The 19,584-nt window shown below is 47.4% G+C and carries 19 protein-coding genes; 7 read left to right on the plus strand and 12 right to left on the minus strand.

Features of this window, described 5'->3' with window-relative positions:
- Nucleotides 1–98 precede the first annotated feature (98 nt).
- From LVJ85_RS12210 to LVJ85_RS12260, 11 genes are all read right to left on the minus strand, one after another.
- Nucleotides 99–1,130, minus strand: a complete 1,032-nt coding sequence (locus LVJ85_RS12210; protein ID WP_244740056.1) for a zonular occludens toxin family protein — start codon at nucleotides 1,128–1,130, stop codon at nucleotides 99–101.
- The gene (locus tag LVJ85_RS12215) at nucleotides 1,127–1,423 is read right to left on the minus strand and encodes a DUF2523 domain-containing protein (protein ID WP_244740057.1); all 297 of its coding nucleotides are present in this window, start codon (nucleotides 1,421–1,423) and stop codon (nucleotides 1,127–1,129) included. The genes LVJ85_RS12210 and LVJ85_RS12215 overlap by 4 nt, the downstream gene beginning before the upstream one ends.
- A gap of 2 nt (nucleotides 1,424–1,425) precedes the next feature.
- Nucleotides 1,426–2,751 (minus strand): IgG-binding virulence factor TspB family protein, encoded by a 1,326-nt coding sequence (locus tag LVJ85_RS12220; RefSeq protein ID WP_244740059.1) that lies wholly within the window; start codon nucleotides 2,749–2,751, stop codon nucleotides 1,426–1,428.
- Between the two features lie 190 nt (nucleotides 2,752–2,941).
- Nucleotides 2,942–3,238, minus strand: coding sequence for a hypothetical protein (locus LVJ85_RS12225; protein WP_244740060.1), 297 nt, complete (start codon nucleotides 3,236–3,238; stop codon nucleotides 2,942–2,944).
- 129 nt (nucleotides 3,239–3,367) lie between these two features.
- Nucleotides 3,368–3,667 (minus strand): hypothetical protein, encoded by a 300-nt coding sequence (locus tag LVJ85_RS12230; RefSeq protein ID WP_244740061.1) that lies wholly within the window; start codon nucleotides 3,665–3,667, stop codon nucleotides 3,368–3,370.
- Entirely contained in the window at nucleotides 3,649–4,035 is a 387-nt protein-coding gene (locus LVJ85_RS12235) for a hypothetical protein (protein ID WP_244740062.1), read from the minus strand. The genes LVJ85_RS12230 and LVJ85_RS12235 overlap by 19 nt, the downstream gene beginning before the upstream one ends.
- Nucleotides 4,036–4,090: 55 nt before the next feature.
- On the minus strand, nucleotides 4,091–4,309 hold the full coding sequence (locus tag LVJ85_RS12240; protein ID WP_244740064.1) for a major capsid protein: 219 nt from the start codon (nucleotides 4,307–4,309) through the stop codon (nucleotides 4,091–4,093).
- 86 nt (nucleotides 4,310–4,395) lie between these two features.
- Nucleotides 4,396–4,602: a hypothetical protein gene (locus LVJ85_RS12245; RefSeq protein ID WP_244740065.1), complete on the minus strand. Its 207-nt coding sequence runs from the start codon at nucleotides 4,600–4,602 to the stop codon at nucleotides 4,396–4,398.
- A 3-nt stretch (nucleotides 4,603–4,605) separates the two neighbouring features.
- A complete protein-coding gene (locus LVJ85_RS12250; RefSeq protein WP_244740067.1) occupies nucleotides 4,606–4,923 on the minus strand; it encodes a hypothetical protein in 318 nt (105 codons plus the stop codon).
- A complete protein-coding gene (locus LVJ85_RS12255) occupies nucleotides 4,916–6,328 on the minus strand; it encodes a replication initiation factor domain-containing protein (protein WP_370686950.1) in 1,413 nt (470 codons plus the stop codon). The genes LVJ85_RS12250 and LVJ85_RS12255 overlap by 8 nt, the downstream gene beginning before the upstream one ends.
- Nucleotides 6,329–6,801: 473 nt before the next feature.
- Nucleotides 6,802–9,270 (minus strand): penicillin-binding protein 1A, encoded by a 2,469-nt coding sequence (locus LVJ85_RS12260; RefSeq protein ID WP_370686923.1) that lies wholly within the window; start codon nucleotides 9,268–9,270, stop codon nucleotides 6,802–6,804.
- A gap of 150 nt (nucleotides 9,271–9,420) precedes the next feature.
- On the opposite strand from LVJ85_RS12260, the gene pilM reads away from it, so the two are divergent.
- The 7 genes from pilM (at nucleotide 9,421) to aroB (ending at nucleotide 16,428) form a co-directional block, all read left to right on the plus strand.
- Nucleotides 9,421–10,518, plus strand: a complete 1,098-nt coding sequence (pilM, locus tag LVJ85_RS12265) for a type IV pilus assembly protein PilM (protein WP_085363308.1) — start codon at nucleotides 9,421–9,423, stop codon at nucleotides 10,516–10,518.
- A 1-nt stretch (nucleotide 10,519) separates the two neighbouring features.
- A complete protein-coding gene (locus LVJ85_RS12270; RefSeq protein WP_085363307.1) occupies nucleotides 10,520–11,137 on the plus strand; it encodes a PilN domain-containing protein in 618 nt (205 codons plus the stop codon).
- Nucleotide 11,138: 1 nt separating this feature from the next.
- Entirely contained in the window at nucleotides 11,139–11,783 is a 645-nt protein-coding gene (locus tag LVJ85_RS12275) for a type 4a pilus biogenesis protein PilO (protein ID WP_085363306.1), read from the plus strand.
- Between the two features lie 17 nt (nucleotides 11,784–11,800).
- A complete protein-coding gene (locus LVJ85_RS12280; RefSeq protein WP_244740069.1) occupies nucleotides 11,801–12,334 on the plus strand; it encodes a pilus assembly protein PilP in 534 nt (177 codons plus the stop codon).
- Between the two features lie 12 nt (nucleotides 12,335–12,346).
- On the plus strand, nucleotides 12,347–14,503 hold the full coding sequence (gene pilQ / locus LVJ85_RS12285; protein ID WP_244740070.1) for a type IV pilus secretin PilQ: 2,157 nt from the start codon (nucleotides 12,347–12,349) through the stop codon (nucleotides 14,501–14,503).
- Nucleotides 14,504–14,560: 57 nt separating this feature from the next.
- Nucleotides 14,561–15,106 carry a shikimate kinase gene (locus LVJ85_RS12290; protein WP_244740071.1) on the plus strand — a complete coding sequence of 182 codons (546 nt, stop codon included), beginning with the start codon at nucleotides 14,561–14,563 and terminating at the stop codon, nucleotides 15,104–15,106.
- A 242-nt stretch (nucleotides 15,107–15,348) separates the two neighbouring features.
- Nucleotides 15,349–16,428: a 3-dehydroquinate synthase gene (gene aroB / locus LVJ85_RS12295; RefSeq protein WP_244740072.1), complete on the plus strand. Its 1,080-nt coding sequence runs from the start codon at nucleotides 15,349–15,351 to the stop codon at nucleotides 16,426–16,428.
- Between the two features lie 456 nt (nucleotides 16,429–16,884).
- On the opposite strand, the gene acnB is transcribed toward aroB, so the two are convergent.
- Complete coding sequence (gene acnB / locus LVJ85_RS12300; RefSeq protein WP_244740074.1) at nucleotides 16,885–19,470, minus strand: bifunctional aconitate hydratase 2/2-methylisocitrate dehydratase; 2,586 nt, start codon at nucleotides 19,468–19,470, stop codon at nucleotides 16,885–16,887.
- Between the last annotated feature and the right edge of the window lie 114 nt (nucleotides 19,471–19,584).

Consider the following 19,584-nt stretch of genomic DNA (forward strand, 5'->3'; position numbering starts at 1 on the left):
TTATCCGTTTTAGGGGCGGAACTGTTCCCCTGCTTCGACATAGCCGTCATACATGAGATTGGGCGGGGATTTGCCGCCCATAACGAGCGTTTGGCCGCCTACGGCGGGGGGGGGCTTGGTGTAGGCTCATAGGCGTTGTTTTGGGCGTTTTCGGGTTCTTTGTAGGGGTTAAACGGCAGGCCGTTTTTGACGTAGTCTCTGCACATTGCGGCGGTTATTTCTTTCAGCGGCGTTGCTTGGTCTGAATAGCAGGTACAGCCGCTATTCCCCCCTGAAATACAGGCGGCGATGCGCTCAAAGGTTTTTACTTGACGGACATTGTCGTACAGGGGTTTGGATTCAGGCTTTTCTGCCAGCACGGGTACATATAAATCGGGTGTCAGGCTTTTGCCCTGCACGGCAGAAGGCGGGGCTGCATAGCCGCCCGCATGGCCGTCTGAAACGGCCGATGCCGTTTCTTCGCTTGAGTAGCGTTTTTTCATATTCAAAAAGGTATAGGCGGTAAAGGCGATTAACAGCGGCAGAAAGATAATCATGAATATCAGGCTTTTGGGTATGCGCCGCTTGGGCTTGGTATGTACTTCAGCCGATTTGTATTGACCGAAGGCTTTTTTGGGCAGTACAAAGCTTCTTTCAATCGCTTTGGCGATATTGGACGCGTTATCCGGCTGGTCGATGCATTCATTCCATTCATACAGTTTTCTGCCAACGGGCTTGATGCTGATGTGCATATGACGCTGGACGAGTCTGCGGACGAAAGAATCAAGAAAGCTGGGGTGCTGGGTAATCAGCACAATATCCAAGCCGTGATGGCGGTGCAGGGCGAGTTTTTCTATATGTTCCGGTACTTTGACGGCGGCGGAACGCATACCCATTAATCTTTGTGCTTCGTCTATGATGACGAGCGAACCATAGGGCAGGAAGTCTTGCAATCCCTGTTCTTTGATTTGCTGGTCTGAAAGTTCTTCATGTTCTATTTGCAATTCGGGAATGCCGTTAACAAACAGCGGGCGTTTTTTCTTTTGGCCGTCTTTATCGGTAAAGTGGGTATAGGATTCATCGGACATCAGCATATTGACGACTGATGCCGTTTTGCCCGAACCGGGAACGCCTGTTTGCAGAATAATCATTTACCACCCCCATTCGGCATAAATGAAAGTTTGGTAATGCTGGCCATTGTGATATTGAATACATATGCGCCGAAGATGATGCCGAGCGCATAGCCGAAGCCTGCGAGCATGATAAGCTGGAATACGGCAGACGGCATATTGTTGAAATTATTAACTATGTACTCTTTCAGCCAATTCAGGCCGACCATATAGCCGCCGAAGGTTACGAAGGTAAGCCCTAAAGCGATAATCAATTTTGCCGCTAAAAAAGTCAGCAGTTTTTGCAGAGCGGGAATCAGGAAACCGGCAGCCATTTTTAATCCTTTTTAAGACCTGAAAACATGATATACGCGGCGGATACGCCCGCTATGCCGATGATTAGAAACCTTATCATTTCGGCAAAGCGGCACAGCCAATCGTAGGAAAAACTGTATTGCCTGCCCATTACGGACACCGATTGGGGCGCGGGGCATTGGCCGTTATCGGGCAGGAAGAAATCGGGCTTAAATGCGGTTTCGTCTGTTATATGCGGAATCTGAAAGGGGTCATCTTCTTTCACTTCCCCCATTTCGGCACAGGCGAGAATGTTAGGGAAAATGTTGCACAGCAAACCGCCGTCTTTCGGCTTTTCTTCTTCCTTTTTATCGGGTTCGGCATCTGTTTTTGGGTTGCTCTGGCTGTTCGTTTGGCCGTCTGTTTGCGCGCCCGTTTGGCTTCCTGTCTGACTGCCTGTTTGGCCGCTGGTTTGCGGGGCGGTTTGGCCGCTGGAATCGGGCGAGCCTGACGGGCTGGATTGACCGCCCGTGTTCGGCGACGCCGACGGGGCGGACGGGCTGTTCGGGCTTAAATCGGGACGGGGCGTTGTATTGACGCTTACGGTTGTTTCTCCGTTTTTTGTAGTAAATGTTACTGTTACTTGCTTTGGTTGACCGTCTGAATCGGTGTACGGACCTATGGTTACTACGGTGCCATCAGGTACGGTTACGTTCGGGCTGACGGTTACACCGGGTACGGTGCTGTCGTCTTTGGCGGTTGCGTTGACGTAAAGGGTAGGATTTTTATCGGCAGAAGGGCCGACAATATCATCAAATTCTGATTGGGTAATGGGCTGTTTTTTGTTGGGAATAACCTGCCAACCGCCTCTTGAGCTTTCCCCCCAATGTGTTATCGCATTGCAGCCGCCGTTTTGGTCAGAACCCAAGTCTTTTAATGTTTTATGCGATTCATGACCTTTTTTTATCAAATAATCATCACCGGCTTTGGCAACTTTGGCGCATAAGGCATCCAATGTAGATTTATAACTTTGATAGCCGTATTCAAAAGAGCGGCGCGAAAGGCCGATACGGTAAACGGCTACGGGTTTCCCGTTTTCGCCGTTAACATTAGACTTAACTTCGATAATGTAGTCTGCCGTGATTACGAAATTGCCGACTTCGTTATCCCAAACGTAGTCATGACCTTTTAAAAGGGGGGCAACAAGTTCATAAGTGGCCACCGCAGTCAATGCCCAGCCGACGGGACCACTGCCAACGCCGGCGACAACGCGGCCACCGGCGACGGCTTTGGTCAGAAGGTTTTTTAGGACGGTTTGGCGGGGGACGCTGGCGACAAAACGAGCAGGAACGGTTTTAGAAGAAACCATGCCCGAAGAAGCATGGCGAACTCTTAAAGATTTATCATGCGCGGCTGAATATTCTTGAAAAAATTTATCGCCTTTATTATCAAGGTATCCCCAAGTTTTAATACCATTAGCGTTGTAATCACTTACAGGAACTCTTAATCTGCCCCCTGGCTCCTGAACAATAATTTCTTCAACCGCTGAAAACGAAAAATTAGGAATTATTAAAAGTAGCAAAATAATTAGATTTCTCATGAGAAATATAAAAAGTTCCATTTATCGATAAAAAAATAGAACCATCTGAAAATCTAATTTCCAATGCACCAGTTTCAAAATCACATTTATTCCAGAAATTTTGAATTTTCCTAATATCAAAAGTAATAGATTTTTCTTTAAATACATAATAATAAAAAGAAAAAGCTAACGGTTTATTAGGAAATTTTGCAGAAAATTCTATTAATTCTTTTTCAGTTATTAAAAAGAAATCAGATTCTTTAGGTTCAATAAACATTTAAACCCCACTCTCTAACCATAGTTACAGTTTTAAGAAAGCAGAAATTTAACATACCTTTGCATTACTTGAACAGCAGCCACGCCACCATCAACGGGATCGCCGCACCCAAGTAAAAGTAAAAATCCATCATAAGCGCAGCCTGTCCTTCATCAATTTAACCGCCCACACCGCCGCCAATATGGAAAACACCGACCAGCCGATTAATTGGCCGTCTTTGAAGCTGTCTATGACGTTGCATTCGGGCAAATACGCTTGTACGGTTTGGCCTTTGAACTGCCAGCCTAAGGGCGTCCATTGGAGTTGGTGAAATTCGCCCGTCTGAACGCTAGGGGGAACAAGGCTGAAATAGGCGTTTTCGGCTTCGGCCTTAGTTGCGTAACAAGTATTTCCGACTTGATAACCCATGCTTAAAACCCCATGCCGCATTCTTGGGCATCCATTTCAGCCAAGATGGCGTTAATTTCTTCTTCCAAGTCGAACTCTTCAGCAGCAAGCTGTTGTACTTCTTCGTCTGATTCGGGTTCTTCTTCTTTTTGTGCGGCCGCCCATATGGCTTCTTCTTTGGCCAATTTGATTTCAGCCAGTCTTAAGCGTATTTCGGCCAGTTTGAGATTTATTTCTTCTTTACGCTCTTTGGCTTCCTGCGATTCGCGTTTTTTCTTTAAATCAAAAATGCTTTTGATAATGGCAATGGCAAACAGGGATACATAGGCGGCAACAACCAAATAGCCTATTTCTTTAATATCCGCCATGTTTACGCCCAATTGCGATGTAATAAGCTCTACTGCCGACATGGTTTTTATTCCGTTATGGTTGTTAAAAAGCGGGTTGCCCCGCTTTCTTTACCGCTTAGCGCAATACTTTGCGGATAATCATTAGACCGAAGATGGCCACGATGATACCCAGTACGACACCGCCGACAGAAATGGCATCGGTTTTGGCCGTTGCCAGTTCGGTCGTTACTGCTTCAGGTACGGCAGCCCATGCCTGAGTGGCCAGAGCCAGCGGGGCAGATACGACAATGGCGGCTTTTGCGCCGTATTTTTTAGCAATATTCATTGCTTTCATGATGTTTCCTTTTTTAAGTGAGTTAATGGAATAGATGCGGGCTGTGTGAAAGGTTTTTCAGACCGCCCGCCGAGCCTGAATTTTGCTTATTCGGTTTTTTGGTAAAAGGCGAATATTTGGAAATCGCCGCCTATTTCGTCCATTCCTGCCTGTAATGCGTCTTCGTAGTGTTCGTACTGCCCCGCGGCTTTCAGGTTTGGTGTAAAACCAATATCGCCGAACGGGTCGGGATAAAGAAACTCGTGATTTTCCAAATCCTGAACAATAAAACGCTGTTCATATTTTTTTGTCATGGTTTAGCCTTTCGGCGGGTTTTGCGGCTGCACTTGGAAATCACGCAGAACGGCCACCATGCCTTTGCCGGTTGATGTCATTTCGATGGTTGCAATCACGGCAATCGGGAATTTCAGGTTTTCCAGCCGTTTGAAATTGTGTGATTCGCCGAATTTCATATTTGCGGCGGTAAAGCCTACGGCATTGCCTGATTGACTCGGCATAGGCGTGGCGACTAAAACGGTACAGGTATCCAACTTATTGCCGTCTATTTCGCCTTTGAATTTTTTTGCGCCCAGCAATGTGGCTTGGATTTGGGTGATTTGGCTTTGCTCAAACATGGTTTTTCCTTTCGGGTAGGGTTTCACAGTTAAAAGATTTGATGGTATTTACGGCTTTTGGCCGATGGTTGATGAAATAGGCCAATGAAAACTTATAGGGCGAGTTTGCTATCTGTATGCGGCGGCTTAGGGCTTTGCCTTCTTTTTCGGCTATCTCCAGTTTTTTGGATTCTGACAAACCGTTATAAAGCTGTTTGGAAAGCCATTTCTCATACTCTTCGTCTTCTTTTCGGCGCTGGGCTTCTCCCCTATATCCGGCCAAGCCGAACAGTGATTCATAAGGGTCGTACCCTCCCGATACTTTCCATTGGAGAAATTCATCGGTTTCCCGCGACAATTCGGCTTCGGGCGAGTTATGGATAAATCCCCACTTTTGCGCTTCCAACAGTTCGTTAACGTCATAGCGGGCAGGTTCCAAGCCTTTCGGGTATCTGCCGTCTTCCGCTATCAGCATTTCCACGATTTGGCCGTCTTCCATGCCGACATCACGCATAAAGCGGACTAACGCGCCTACGGCGTTTTTACCGTGTTTGACCTTATGCTCAAACGTCATGTTTAAGGTTTTTTCCCGAACGGCAATCCGTTTGGCTTCAGGCATATTTTTAAAGGTTTGGCAGATGGGGAACGCCCCTGAAAAATACGCCCCGGAGTCCTGCAATATTTCAAACGGTATCTCTATATCGCCGTGATTGAACTGAATCTCAAAGCGCACCCACGGGCTGCTTTTATCGCCGAGCTGACGGCCTTTCTCGTATATCCGCACATAACGGGCGTTTTTGACTCTGCCGATGTACAGGGTTTTGCCCGTTTGGTCTTCTTTCTGCCACGCAGTACCGCGACACTCACGTTTGGGCTGCATATTGTGGTTGTTGAAAAAGCCGTTATCATGGTCCAGCAAGGCTTGTTCGGGCGTGTATTCCCCGTTGAAAAAATCCAAAGCCAAATCACAGCGGGTAATGCGGCAGCGTATGGCGGTTTTCATAAAGCGGTAAAGGCGCGTTTCCCAGCCCGCCGAAGCCAAGTTGCAACCCAATCCTTTCAGTTCCACCAACACCGTATCCCTTTGGCCGCCGAAATGCACCGCGCCGTATTCGGCATCTTCAGAACCGAGCAGATACATACTTTCGTAAAACTTATTGCCTTTGGACTTGGCTTTGCGGGTAATGCCGAAGCCTAAAATTTCTTCCAGCTTTTCACTCAACACCCACATAAATTCTTTGTCGCTCACGAGCGGGTGGCCTGCACATCTGATTAGCGTGTCTTGGTGGAAAGTAAAGGTTAACCAATCACAGAAAACGCCGTTTACCGCACCGCGCCTTTGGGGAACTTCGATTAAACGCCCCTTACCATCTGTTAAGAAGTGGGAAAAGTATTCAATCGGGTTTGGGCTTTGCTCCCCACTCATGGAATCGGGTTTTGGTTGCTCCCCCCCTGTTAGTCTAGGGGGGCAGCCTTCGGCGGGTTCCGCCGCGCCGCGTGCGTCAAAGCCGCCCGCTGCCGCAGCGGCCACCGCCACGGCCTTTTTGTTTTGCCCAACCGTCATCTCAACATTTCCGCATCAATGATTTTGGATACTTCCGCCCGCCCGCATTTATCGGCCATGCGGTAGGTTCTTTGCGGGAAATGCGGGTTTGAAATGGGAAAGTTGACGGTTCTTACTAGATTGTCGTTTTTGTAGATACGCAGCAGATAGGATTTGCTGTTAAAGAACCTGTCTAAATCTACAGAGTAGTAAGCAATACACACGATTAAGCCCCTTTCACTTGGCTGGAGTTAAAGGGGCTTAACGTTTGTAAAATATGCCCCTGATATGGGGCGCAATATATAAGGCCGTCTGAAAATGTTTTCAGACGGCCTTTCATTCATACATCAAGCAAATCAGAACAACGAATCCAGCTGTGAAGGCGAACCTGCCGGAGCCAGCGGTTCGGGACGGGCGTTATTACCGCTGTTGCCGCTTCCCGCCGCATTACCGCTGCCGCCTCTGTCGCTGCGTCCGTTGAGCGGCTCAACCGGCTGCTCAATCGGCGCATACTCGGAAGGATCGGCTTTCTGTGCCGCAGGTCTGGCGGCTTGCCCTACTTCGGGATCGCGTTCCTCATTACGCACCGGACGGCTTGAACGGTTGTCCAGCGGCAGATCGGCATTGGTGGTTTGCTGCTCTTTCAGGAAGTAATCGTTGCCTTTGGTCACCAAGCCTTCAGGCGCTTTCATCCCTTTTACCGGCACGCCTTTCAGCGCGAAACGCATGTATTCTACCCATACCGGCAAGGCAATCGTACCACCGTAGCCGGCTCGACCCATGCTGCGCGGTTTGTCGTAACCGATATATACCGCGGTAACAATATCAGGGTTAAAGCCTACGAACCATGCGTCTTTATTGTCGTTAGTCGTACCGGTTTTACCGGCAATGTCCGAACGGCCCAAGGCTCTCGCACGGGTAGCTGTACCCGCACGCACCACGTCTTGCATCATCTTATACATAATGAAAGCGTTACGCGGATCAATCGCTTGAGGCGCGTTCTCACCCGCCACCAAAGGCTGCATTTGCGCGCGCAAGCGGCCTTGTCCGTCATAAATACGGTCAATCACATAAGAAGACACTTTGTAGCCGCCGTTGGCAAATACGGTATAACCTTCCGCCATTTTCATCGGCGTAGTTTCACCCGTACCCAAGGCCATGGAAAGCCCGGCAGGAATTTCAGACGGCCTAAAACCGAAACGCTGAATATATTCCTGTGCATAATCGACTTTAATCGCCATCAAAATACGGATGGATACCATATTCTTCGAAGCCGTCAACGCCTGACGCATCGTGATAAAACCTGCATAGCGGCCGTCTGAATTTTTAGGGTTCCAAGCAGCACCGTTACGCCCTTGCCCCGGCAGAGAAATAGGCGCATCATTCAGCTGCGTGGTCATCGTCATACCTTTAGACAAACCGGCCGAATACACAAACGGTTTGAACGACGAACCGGGCTGGCGCAACGCCTGCGTCGCACGATTAAAGGTTTTGCTGTGGAAATCATAACCGCCCACCAACGCACGAACCGCACCGGTTTTCGCATCTAATGCCACTAAAGCACCTTGCAGCAAAGGCTGCTGGGCAACCGACCAACGCTTGCCGTTTTTCTTCACGCGAATCACGGCACCACGGCGGATCTGCGCACCTTCCATTTTTTTGTTATTTACTGCTCTTGCGGCAAAGCCAAGTTCGGCAGTACTCAAAGTTGTACGGTTACCGCTGGCAAACTGAATCTCAACGCCTTTTTTGGAAGTATTCAACACAACGGCCGGAATCATACCGTCAACCGTATAAAGCGTTGAAAGATATTGGCCTACCGTTTCATCCACATTATCGGTTTGACCCAAATCAAGATAATGCTCCGCACCCCGGTAACTGCTGCTTTGGTCAAAATTACGCAAAGCTTTACGCAACGCTTCCGTAGCCACACGCTGATGCGCCGTACTTACTGTAGTGTAAACTTTGAAGCCTTGCGTATAGGCTTCTTCACCGTACTTTTCATACAGCTCCTGACGCACCATCTCGGCAACATATAAAGCACTCTGATCAATTTTTTGAACATGGCGCTCAAAGTGCAGATTTTCAGCCAAAGCGTTTTCACGCTCTTGAGGCGTAATCATCTTTTGGTCGACCATATTGTTCAGAATATATTGCTGACGCAATTTGGCACGCTCGGGATTTACAATCGGATTAAAAGTCGAAGGTGCTTTCGGCAAGCCGGCCAAAATCGTTGCCTCCGCAAGCGTCAGATCTTTCACATCTTTATTGAAATAGATCTTAGAAGCAGCGGCAAAACCGTAAGCCCGCTGACCAAGATAAATCTGATTGAAATACAGCTCCAAAATCTGATCTTTGGTCAACGACTTCTCAATTTTATAAGCCAATAACGCTTCATTGAATTTACGGGTAAACGTACGTTCGTTGCTCAAATAAAAATTACGCGCAACCTGCTGCGTAATCGTACTCGCACCGGATTGCACACCGCTGGTAAGGTTACCGACAGCAGCGCGCATCACGCCGATTACGTCCACACCCCAATGGTCATAAAACCGCTTATCCTCAGCAGCCAGCACAGCATCTTTTAATACTTTGGGGAAATCACCGATTTTGGTAAACGAGCGCCGTTCCTCTCCATACACACCGATAACCTCACCATCGGACGAATAAACCGTCAGCGGCATTTTCGGCTGGTAATGCTGCACAGCTTCCAAAGAAGGCAGCTTCGGATATGTAATCAGAATAGCGATTGCAACCAAACCTACCACAAAGAGTAATAAACCTAAAACCAAACCAATACAGGTCGTTATAATTTTTTTAATCATGACTAATTAATAAAGTTGCCATTAAAAGCATTAAATAAAGTAAAATAGCTAAAGATTTCATCAACACACAGTTATTTTTTGTGTCAACCATGAAGAAATCCGTTACGGATAAAAACTGTTACTCTTCTCAAAAGCACAAGGCGTTACATTATGCGATTAACAAAAAAGCAAAACAATACAAATAGTAAAACGTCATCCAATCTTACCCACCGTTCCGCTGTCGGCATCGATATCGGGCAACATGCCATTAAGATGGTACAACTGTCAGGCCGTAGTTTAAACCAAATTCAATTGGAAAAATACGTTATTACCAAACTGCCTAAAAATATTGTTAAAGGCAACAAAATTCAAGATTACGATCAACTTGTTACATATCTGCAACATTCTTATACACAGCTCAACAGCTCGTCAAAGAATTTCGTCGCAGCTCTGCCGCAAAGCTTGGTAACCATCGAAACAGTTGTCTATAACGAAAAAGATTCGGATCTAGACTTGGACGGCTTTGCCGAGTTTGAAGTTTCACAAATCGCACCGATTGAAGAGATGAATTTTGATTACCATCCGATCGGCACTTCAGTCGTCCCGGCCGGCACCAAGGTACTCCTTACCGCAGCCAAAAAAGACGATGTTGAACCGCGCATCGAAGCCTTCAACAATGCAGACATGCCCTTATCGGCACTAGACATTGATTTGTTTGCACAAAACAACGCCTTCTCTTTTTGGATCAATCAACATGCACCGGAATTAGAGCATGAAAAAATTGCCATTTTCGGCATTCATGCTACTCAAATGTATGCTGTGATTACGCAAAACGGCCAGATTCTCTACAAACAGGAAACTGCTGTTAGCACCGAACAGCTCAACCAGCTCATTCAACGTACCTATCAGGTTACCGAAGAAAAAGCTGCGCAAATGATGAATGCAACCACCAAACCTTCCGATTACCAATCGGCAGTAGCAGACCGTTTCAACATTCAGGTTGCCCAAGAAATTCAGCGTGTATTGCAATTTTACTACACCACCCAGCCCAGCGACCAATATTCCAACGTCAAACACATTTTATTGACTGGCACTGCGGCGCAACAACCCGGATTGGCTGAAACTATTTTTTCACATACCAATACGGCCACCGAGTGCATTCATCCGATTTTATATGCAAGCAACAGCAGTAAAGTCGACATATCACAACTACAAATAGACGCATCAACATTAACTCTTGCCTTCGGTTTGGCATTAAGGGGGCTTTAATATGATTGAACTAACCAAAATCAATCTCCTTCCCTATCGTGAAGAGATTCAGCAAAAACAAAAGCAAAACTTCAAATCTCTGATGTTGCTCGCATTACTGACCGGTATCGGCCTTTCGGCATTGGCTTATTTCGGCATTAACCGCGCCATCAGCAGCCAAGAAGAAAGAAACAGCTATCTTTCCGAAGAAATTACCAAGCTTGATCAAAATCTGCTTGAGATCAATAAGCTGAAGAAAGAAAAAGAAGAATTCTTGGCTAGAAAACAAAAAGTTGAAGAGCTCCAAGAGAAACGATTCCAAGCTGCGCAAATTATCGATACTTTAAACGTGTTGATTCCGGAAGGTACTTACCTGACCGCCATTACCGCTGAGAATGCAACTACATACAACATCAGCGGCAAAGCAACCAGCGACAACAAGATTGCTATGTTTATGCGATCCATACCCAGCACAGGCATCTTTATGCAGCCGGAATTGGTCAATATTAAAAAAGTGGATAATGCACAAGAATTCACCCTAAAAGTGCTCTTGAATCAGTCTTATTACACATTACCGGATGCTTCTGCTCCTGCCGTTCAAAGCAATAACAGCACAGAATCCGGCGCAGAAGGGAAATAACATGGCAGCAAAAACACTTAAAAATATTGATACCAAAACCCTGCATTTATTAAGTATGCCGGCCAAACTGGTATTGGCATGTTTGGTAGTAATAGGTGTTTTAGTCATCAGCTATTTGGCTCTTTTCAGCAATCAGTTGGAAACATTAGATAATGCCGTTGCAAAAGAAGCCGAGTTAAAACAAACCTATACTCAAAAAAGCATTGAAGCTGCCAACCTCGATAACTTGAAAGAGGAATTAGCGGCCATCCGCTCTTCATTCAATGTATTGCTTAAACAGCTTCCTACCGATGCAGAAATCCCTAATCTGGTTCAAGAACTGCATCAAGCCGGTGCAACCAATGGTTTGCGCATGGACAGCGTTGTTCCGCAAGCGCCTGTAAACGACGGCCCCATTCAAGCGCTACCTTATGAGATTGCAATTACAGGCAAATACAACCAAATCAGTCAATTTGCCCGTGATGTCGGCAAACTTTCGCGCATCATTACTTTGGAATCCTTGAAAATAAGCAGCGCCAAAGACGATAAAAGCAATTTACTGACACTTAGCGCTACCGCCAACACTTACAAAGCCCGTCCGGCTGAAGAAGTGGCCGCAGAATTAGAAGCCGCCAAAGCTGCAAGCGAAGCACAGGCTTCCCAATAACCCCTGAGAGCAACATTATGAAAAAAACACTACTACTCGCAGGCATATTGGCTGCTTCCGCCTGCACATCGTCTCATGATGACTTAAGCCAATGGATGAAAGAAACACGGCAACAGGCCAAATCAAAAATTATTCCTTTTGAAGCACCTGCTGCCATTCAGGCAAAGACTTATACAGCACCCAATTTTAGCGGGCTTAACGCTTTTGACAGCAAACGACTGATTGCCATGCAGCAGGGAGCAAATGCACCTAATAACAACAGACCTAAAGAAATTCTCGAAAGCTTCAGTTTAGAGAATCTCAAATATGTTGGCAGCCTGACTAAAGGCAAACAAACTTCGGGCTATATCGAAGCCAATGGACATGTTTATACCGTACTCCCCGGCAACTATATCGGCCAAAACCACGGACGCATCCAATCCATCATTGCGGATAAGATTTTAATTACCGAATTAGTCGAAGACAGCAATGGAAATTGGACATACCGTAAAGCAGAACTATTATTGAGCAGCTCAGACAATAACCGTGACGCCGCTCAAAACAACAATTAAGGGGCATTAGTTATGAACTCACGCAACATTACAAAGATTTTTTCAGCCATCACCATCGGCTTTGCCGTTCAGACGGCCTGTGCAGGCAATATTACTGATATCAACGTATCCTCTCTGCCTGACAATCAAAAAATTATCAAAATCAAATTCGATAAAGACGTTACCGCTCCTCGCGGCTTTGTAACCAGCACTCCTGCGCGTATTGCACTGGACTTCGCCGGCACCTCCATCCAACTGCCGCAACCGGTTTTGGAATATGCAGATCCTTTATTGAATCAAATTACTGCGGCGCAAAACGATAATCGTGCACGCATTTTATTGGGTTTGAATAAAGCCAGCCAATACAACACCGAAATCAAAGGTGATGAGGTTTGGGTGTATATCAGTGAAGCCACTAATAAAACGAGCAACGTGCCGCAACAAAGCGTGTCCACTCCTGCCGCCATCAAATCAGCACCGGCAAAAAGTGAGCAAGTTGCCGTTTCTGCCAATATTGATTTCCGCAAAGGCTCTCGAAATTCAGGCATTGTGGAATTGAACGCCCCTTCCTTTACCGGTGAACCTGAAATCAAAAAACAAAGCGATAGAATCACCATTACTCTGAAAAACTACCCGCTTCCTACCCAAGCGCAACGTAGTTTAGATGTGGCTGATTTCAATACGCCTGTTCGCAACGTAACCATCAAGCGCATTGGCAACAACACCCAGCTCATTATCCGTAACCAAGGCAGCTGGGATGTACAAACGCAAGGTGCTCACGGACGCTATAGCTTTGAAGTGGTTAGAAAAGCCAATATTTCCGCTCAAGGCCTGGCAAACACACCGCAAAAATCATTTAACGGACGCAAAATTTCTTTGGATTTCCAAGATGTGGAAGTACGAACCATTCTGCAAATCCTGGCAAAAGAGTCCGGCATGAACATCGTTGCCAGCGACACGGTAAACGGCAAAATGACCCTGTCGCTCAAAGACGTTCCTTGGGATCAAGCACTCGACTTGGTCATGCAAGCCCGCAACCTTGATATGCGCCGCCAAGGCAATATCATCAACGTTGCTCCACGTGAAGAGTTATTGGCCAAAGACAAAGCTACCCTGCAAGCTCAGAAAGAAATTGATGACTTGGGTCCCTTGCTGTCTCAAACTTTCCAGCTCAAATATAAAAATGTGGAAGAATTCCGCAAAATCTTGCGCCTTGATGAGAGTGGTAGCAACAACGACCGCAACAGCATGTTGAGCGGAAGAGGCAGTGCGCTGATTGATCCTGCTACCAACACACTGATTATTACGGACAACCGCCACGTCATTCAAAAATTCCAAAAATTGATTGACGAATTGGATGTGCCAACCCGCCAAGTGATGGTGGAAGCCCGTATTGTAGAAGCCAACGATGATTTCTCTCGCGATATCGGCGTGAAGTTTGGTGCTACCGGTGTGAAAGGAGCGAGCAGCTGGGGCTCTGATTGGACAAATGCGGTAAACAACTACGGCACAGAAGTGAACAACCGCCGTACTATTACCAATGCTATCTTAAGCGGCTCTAACAGCATCCCCGCCAAAACCCCGCTTCAAATGAACCCGAATATCAGTTTGCCGATTGCTTCTGCGACAACCAGCATTGCATTGGTCCGTGCGATTTCATCAGGTGCTTTGGGCTTAGAATTGACAGCGATGCAAGAGCAAAGCAGAGGTAAAATCATATCCAACCCGCGCGTGTTAACCCAAGACCGCAAAGAAGCCATGATTGAATCAGGCTCTGAAATTCCTTACGAAGAGGCTACATCAAGTGGCGCCACTTCTATTACTTTCAAAAAGGCTGTGTTGGGTTTAACTGTTACGCCTAATATCACGCCAGACGGGCAAGTCATTATGACGGTGAAAATCAACAAAGACAGCCCAACCGACTGTATATCCGGCGGCGTGACAACTAAATGTATTACCACCAAACAACTTCAAACCCAAGCCATGGTTGAAGATGGAGGCACACTCATTGTCGGCGGTATTTACGAAGAAGAAAACGGCAATACAGTGAGCAAAGTGCCCCTGCTGGGTGACATTCCGGTGGTAGGCAATCTGTTCAAATCACGCACCCGCAAAGAACGTCGTCGCGAACTGCTGATTTTCATTACTCCGCGCATTATGGATAATGTAGGCAGCAACTTACGCTACTAAGGCCGTCTGAAATCACACAAACGAAATAAACACCTAATACGTATATTTTCGTTTACAATGCCTGCTATGGAAAACATAGCAGGCAATTTATTTTTAATCGGCCTAATGGGCGCGGGAAAAACCACTTTGGGCAAGCATATCGCCCAAGTGCTTGAGCATTCTTTCTATGATAGCGACCAAGAAATTTGCAGGCGTACCGGTGTGTCTATCCCTACTATTTTCGAAGTAGAGGGAGAACAAGGGTTTCGCGACAGAGAAGCAGCTATCATTGATGAATTAACGGCCATGAACAATATTGTTTTGGCCACCGGCGGCGGTGCTGTTGTCCGTGAAGAGAACCGCCACAATCTGCGAACCCGCGGCACAGTCGTTTATTTACACGCCTCCCCGGAAGTATTGCTTGAGCGTACCCGCTACGACAATAACCGCCCCCTGCTCCAAGTTGAAAACCCTTTGGCCAAGCTTCAAGAACTTTATCAAACCCGTGACGGCATTTATCGCGAGACTGCCCACATTATTGTCGAAGCCAACCGCCCAAATTGTTACAAAACGGCAGAACATTTATTGGCTCTGTTGAAAGAACGGCAAACAGCCCATGACTGACTTACACACTCAGTAACAAGCAAATTCGATATGAGGCCAATGGATTAATCATTGCATAAAACATCAAGTCCACATACCACAGATTGTGTTTTCACCAGCTGATTACATTGCCGCGTATCAATTAAAGTTTCACCGCATACTGAGGCCGTCTGAAAATCTCTTGCACTATTTTTCAGACGGCCTCAAACCTTAAGGGAATATCAACCTGTGGCTTTAACCACATTAATGAATGAAACCATACTATGCGTACACTTACCGTAGCCGCCCCATCTCATCAATATCCTATCTTCATTGGCGAAAACCTTTTAGCTCAAGCAGGCTCCATCTTAAAGCCCTATCTCGGCAAAAAGGCTGCCATCATTACCAATGAAACCATTGCCCCCTTATATTTGAATACGCTTCAGACGGCCTTAGCTTCCGAAGGCATTGAGTGTTTCAATATCGTATTGCCCGACGGAGAGCAATATAAAAACTGGCAAACGCTCAATCTGATTTTCGACGGCCTGATGCAACACCGGGCCGAACGGAAAACCACACTTATCGCACTCGGCGGCGGCGTCATCGGCGATATCGTCGGCTTTGCTGCCGCAACCTACCAGCGGGGTGCACCTTTTATTCAAATCCCAACCACTCTGCTCAGCCAAGTTGATTCATCGGTAGGCGGCAAAACCGCTATCAACCACCCGCTCGGCAAAAACATGATTGGTGCGTTTTACCAGCCGCAAGCCGTACTGGCCGATTTAAACACCCTCGCCACCCTACCCGCTCGCGAATTATCTGCCGGCATGGCCGAAGTTATCAAATATGCCGCTCTCGGCGACAGCGATTTCTTAGCGTGGCTGGAAAACAACATAACGGAATTAATGCAACAAAACAAAACCCTACTGGCAGAAGCCGTTTACCACTGCTGCAAAATGAAAGCCGAGATTGTGGCAAAAGACGAAACCGAACAAGGTATCCGCGCATGGCTGAATTTAGGCCACACATTCGGACATGCCATCGAAGCCGAAATGGGTTACGGCGTATGGCTGCATGGCGAAGCCGTGGCCGCCGGCATGGTATTGGCCTGCCGTTTGTCAGAAGTCTTAGGCCATCTGAAAACACATGACACCGAGCGCATGGTCAAGCTGATCAAGCAAGCCGATCTGCCGGTTACTCCGCCACAATTCGCTTTTGAAAAATGGATAAGCCATATGCAGCACGATAAAAAAGTCAGCAGCGGCATCATGCGCTTTATTGGCCTCAACCGCTTAGGCGAAGCCAACATTACTGAAATTACCGATATGGAGATTTTGAGGCAAACTCTGGCTCCTTATCTGTAAACATTCATTTTCAAGATGTGGCTTGGGAAGCTTTGCAGAATCAGTAACAACTGTGAAACATGCTCGCCTAAGCCAAACCGTAGCGGCAGAGTATCATTCGAAGAATATTTTGCGAAACTTGCTCTGCTTGTTTTAGCGAAGCTCACAAAATTCGTTTTGGCGAAACTCGCAAAGCTCGTTTTAGCGAAGCTCACAAATTCGCTTTCAGACGGCCTCAAGTTGTTAAAGCTTGCTTTGGGCTTCATCTGAAACACTTTAAAAGCCTCGCTTGATGTTTCAATCACTGCATCAGCCCGTAAAAATCAACACATAAAAATCCCCGATGTGAGTTACCGTATTGGCAAAGAGCATCGGGGATTTTTATATTTTCAGTCCTTCAATAAACCTCATCAAAATGCCATTAAAAAACGGCCTTGAACATTCAAGGCCGTCTGAAAAACTACAACATTCTAGCGGTTACACGTTTACTTTGTCGGCTACTTCGTTGTAGCTTTCGATTTCATTGAAGTTCATGTAACGATAGATTTGGTCGCCCTGTTCGTTGATGATACCGATGTTGGCTTGGTATTCTTCAATGGTCGGGATTTTACCCAGTTTCGAGCAGATCGCTGCCAATTCCGCAGAACCCAAGAACACATTGGTGTTTTTACCCAAACGGTTCGGGAAGTTACGGGTTGAGGTTGACATCACGGTTGCACCTTCGCGCACTTGTGCTTGGTTACCCATACACAATGAGCAGCCCGGCATTTCCATGCGCGCACCGGCACGACCCAATACGCCGTAGTGTCCTTCGTTGGTCAGCTCTTGAGCATCCATCTTAGTCGGCGGAGCTACCCACAAGCGTACCGGAATATCGCTCTTGCCTTCCAACAGTTTGGAAGCTGCGCGGAAGTGGCCGATGTTGGTCATACAAGAACCGATAAACACTTCGTCGATCACAGTGCCTGATTTTTCAGACATGAAGCATACGTCGTCCGGATCGTTCGGGCAGGCGATGATCGGCTCTTTGATGTCGTCCATATTGATTTCGATAACGGCAGCGTATTCGGCATCTTTATCGGCTTCCATCAATTGCGGATTAGCCAACCAAGCTTCCATGGCCTTGATACGACGCTCTAAAGTGCGCGGATCTTTATAGCCGTCTGCAATCATGTTCTTCATCAATACGATGTTGGACTCCATGTATTCGATGATCGGCGCTTCGTTCAATTTAACGGTACAGCCCGCAGCAGAACGCTCGGCAGAAGCATCAGACAATTCAAACGCTTGTTCAACTTTCAAATCAGGCAGACCTTCGATTTCCAAAATACGGCCTGAGAAGATGTTTTTCTTACCGGCTTTGGCTACGGTCAGCAAACCTTGTTTAATGGCGTACAACGGAATGGCATTTACCAAGTCGCGCAGGGTTACGCCCGGTTGCAGTTTGCCGCTGAAGCGTACCAATACAGACTCAGGCATATCCAAAGGCATTACACCGGTTGCTGCGGCAAACGCCACCAAGCCCGAACCTGCCGGGAATGAAATACCCAATGGGAAACGGGTGTGCGAGTCACCGCCGGTACCAACCGTATCGGGCAGCAATAAGCGGTTCAGCCATGAGTGGATCACGCCGTCGCCCGGACGCAAAGCCACGCCGCCGCGGGTAGAAATGAACTCAGGCAGTTCTTTATGGGTTTTCACGTCAACCGGTTTCGGATAAGCCGCAGTATGACAGAAAGACTGCATCACCAAGTCGGCAGAGAAGCCCAAGCAAGCCAAATCTTTCAGCTCGTCGCGGGTCATCGGGCCGGTGGTATCTTGAGAACCGACGGTAGTCATGCGCGGTTCGCAGTAAGTGCCGGGACGCACGCCTTGACCTTCAGGCAAGCCGCAGGCACGGCCGACCATTTTTTGAGCTAAAGTGAAACCTGCTTTGCTTTCGGCAGGCGCTTGCGGCAAGCGGAATTCGGTAGATGCGGGCAAGCCTAAAGCTTCGCGGGCTTTGGCAGTCAGGCCGCGACCGATAATCAGGTTAATACGGCCGCCGGCTTGTACTTCGTCCAGTAATACTTGTGATTTCAATTGGAATTCGGCAACGGTTTCGCCGTTTTTCACAATCTTGCCTTCGTAAGGCAGGATATCGACTACATCGCCCATTTTCAGTTGCGATACGTCAACCTCAATCGGCAATGCGCCTGAGTCTTCTTGAGTGTTGAAGAAAATCGGAGCGATTTTGCCGCCCAAGCATACGCCGCCGTAGCGTTTGTTCGGTACGAAAGGAATGTCCAAACCGGTATGCCAGATTACGGAGTTGGTGGCAGATTTACGGGAAGAACCGGTACCCACTACGTCGCCGACATAAGCAACGGGATGGCCTTTAGCTTTCAATTCTTCCAGCAGTTTGATGGGGCCGACTTCACCGGGTTTGTCGGGATTGATACCGTCACGCGGGTTTTTCAGCATCGCCAAGGCGTGCAGCGGAATGTCGGGGCGGCTCCATGCGTCGGGAGCGGGAGACAGGTCGTCGGTATTGGTTTCGCCGTCTACTTTGAATACGGTAACGGTAATTTTTTCAGGTACTTTTTCGCGTGAAGTGAACCATTCGGCATTAGCCCAAGATTCCAATACGGCCTTGGCGTGTACATTGCCTTTTTCGGCTTTTTCTTGAACGTCGTGGAAAGAGTCGAACATCAACAGGGTGTGTTTTAGACCTTCGGCGGCAATGGGAGCCAGTTTGTCGTTGTCGAGAAGCTCAATCAGCGGGTGGATGTTGTAGCCGCCGAGCATGGTACCCAAGAGTTCGGTTGCGTATTCGGGAGACACCAGCGGGCTGGTTGCGCTGCCTTCGGCTACGGCTGCGAGGAAAGATGCTTTGACTTTAGAGGCATCGTCCACACCGGGAGGCACGCGGTTGGCGAGCAGGTCTACCAAAAACTCACCTTCGCCTGCGGGCGGGTTTTTCAGCAATTCGACCAATTCGGCGGTTTGCTGGGCGGTGAGCGGAAGGGCGGGGATGCCCAGAGCTTCGCGCTCTGCGGCGGCTTTGCGATAGGCTTCTAACATCTCAATGGTTCCTTTTAGTGGTTTTTTCTTCTGGATTTCACTGCGCATGTAATATGCAGTAGTTTGTTAATCATAAACTAAATTTGTGTAAATAGGAACTTTCTTTTAATGTGT

It is taken from the genome of Neisseria sp. Dent CA1/247, assembly GCF_022870825.1.
Classification (GTDB): domain Bacteria; phylum Pseudomonadota; class Gammaproteobacteria; order Burkholderiales; family Neisseriaceae; genus Neisseria; species Neisseria zoodegmatis.

Coding starts and splice junctions, on each gene's coding strand:
- LVJ85_RS12210 (WP_244740056.1), bottom strand. CDS start 1,130: ATGATTATTCTGCAAACAGGCGTTCCCGGTTCGGGCAAAACGGCATCA.
- LVJ85_RS12215 (WP_244740057.1), bottom strand. CDS start 1,423: ATGGCTGCCGGTTTCCTGATTCCCGCTCTGCAAAAACTGCTGACTTTT.
- LVJ85_RS12220 (WP_244740059.1), bottom strand. CDS start 2,751: ATGGTTTCTTCTAAAACCGTTCCTGCTCGTTTTGTCGCCAGCGTCCCC.
- LVJ85_RS12225 (WP_244740060.1), bottom strand. CDS start 3,238: ATGTTTATTGAACCTAAAGAATCTGATTTCTTTTTAATAACTGAAAAA.
- LVJ85_RS12230 (WP_244740061.1), bottom strand. CDS start 3,667: ATGCGGCATGGGGTTTTAAGCATGGGTTATCAAGTCGGAAATACTTGT.
- LVJ85_RS12235 (WP_244740062.1), bottom strand. CDS start 4,035: ATGTCGGCAGTAGAGCTTATTACATCGCAATTGGGCGTAAACATGGCG.
- LVJ85_RS12240 (WP_244740064.1), bottom strand. CDS start 4,309: ATGAAAGCAATGAATATTGCTAAAAAATACGGCGCAAAAGCCGCCATT.
- LVJ85_RS12245 (WP_244740065.1), bottom strand. CDS start 4,602: ATGACAAAAAAATATGAACAGCGTTTTATTGTTCAGGATTTGGAAAAT.
- LVJ85_RS12250 (WP_244740067.1), bottom strand. CDS start 4,923: ATGTTTGAGCAAAGCCAAATCACCCAAATCCAAGCCACATTGCTGGGC.
- LVJ85_RS12255 (WP_370686950.1), bottom strand. CDS start 6,328: ATGAGTGGGGAGCAAAGCCCAAACCCGATTGAATACTTTTCCCACTTC.
- LVJ85_RS12260 (WP_370686923.1), bottom strand. CDS start 9,270: ATGATTAAAAAAATTATAACGACCTGTATTGGTTTGGTTTTAGGTTTA.
- pilM (WP_085363308.1), top strand. CDS start 9,421: ATGCGATTAACAAAAAAGCAAAACAATACAAATAGTAAAACGTCATCC.
- LVJ85_RS12270 (WP_085363307.1), top strand. CDS start 10,520: ATGATTGAACTAACCAAAATCAATCTCCTTCCCTATCGTGAAGAGATT.
- LVJ85_RS12275 (WP_085363306.1), top strand. CDS start 11,139: ATGGCAGCAAAAACACTTAAAAATATTGATACCAAAACCCTGCATTTA.
- LVJ85_RS12280 (WP_244740069.1), top strand. CDS start 11,801: ATGAAAAAAACACTACTACTCGCAGGCATATTGGCTGCTTCCGCCTGC.
- pilQ (WP_244740070.1), top strand. CDS start 12,347: ATGAACTCACGCAACATTACAAAGATTTTTTCAGCCATCACCATCGGC.
- LVJ85_RS12290 (WP_244740071.1), top strand. CDS start 14,561: ATGCCTGCTATGGAAAACATAGCAGGCAATTTATTTTTAATCGGCCTA.
- aroB (WP_244740072.1), top strand. CDS start 15,349: ATGCGTACACTTACCGTAGCCGCCCCATCTCATCAATATCCTATCTTC.
- acnB (WP_244740074.1), bottom strand. CDS start 19,470: ATGTTAGAAGCCTATCGCAAAGCCGCCGCAGAGCGCGAAGCTCTGGGC.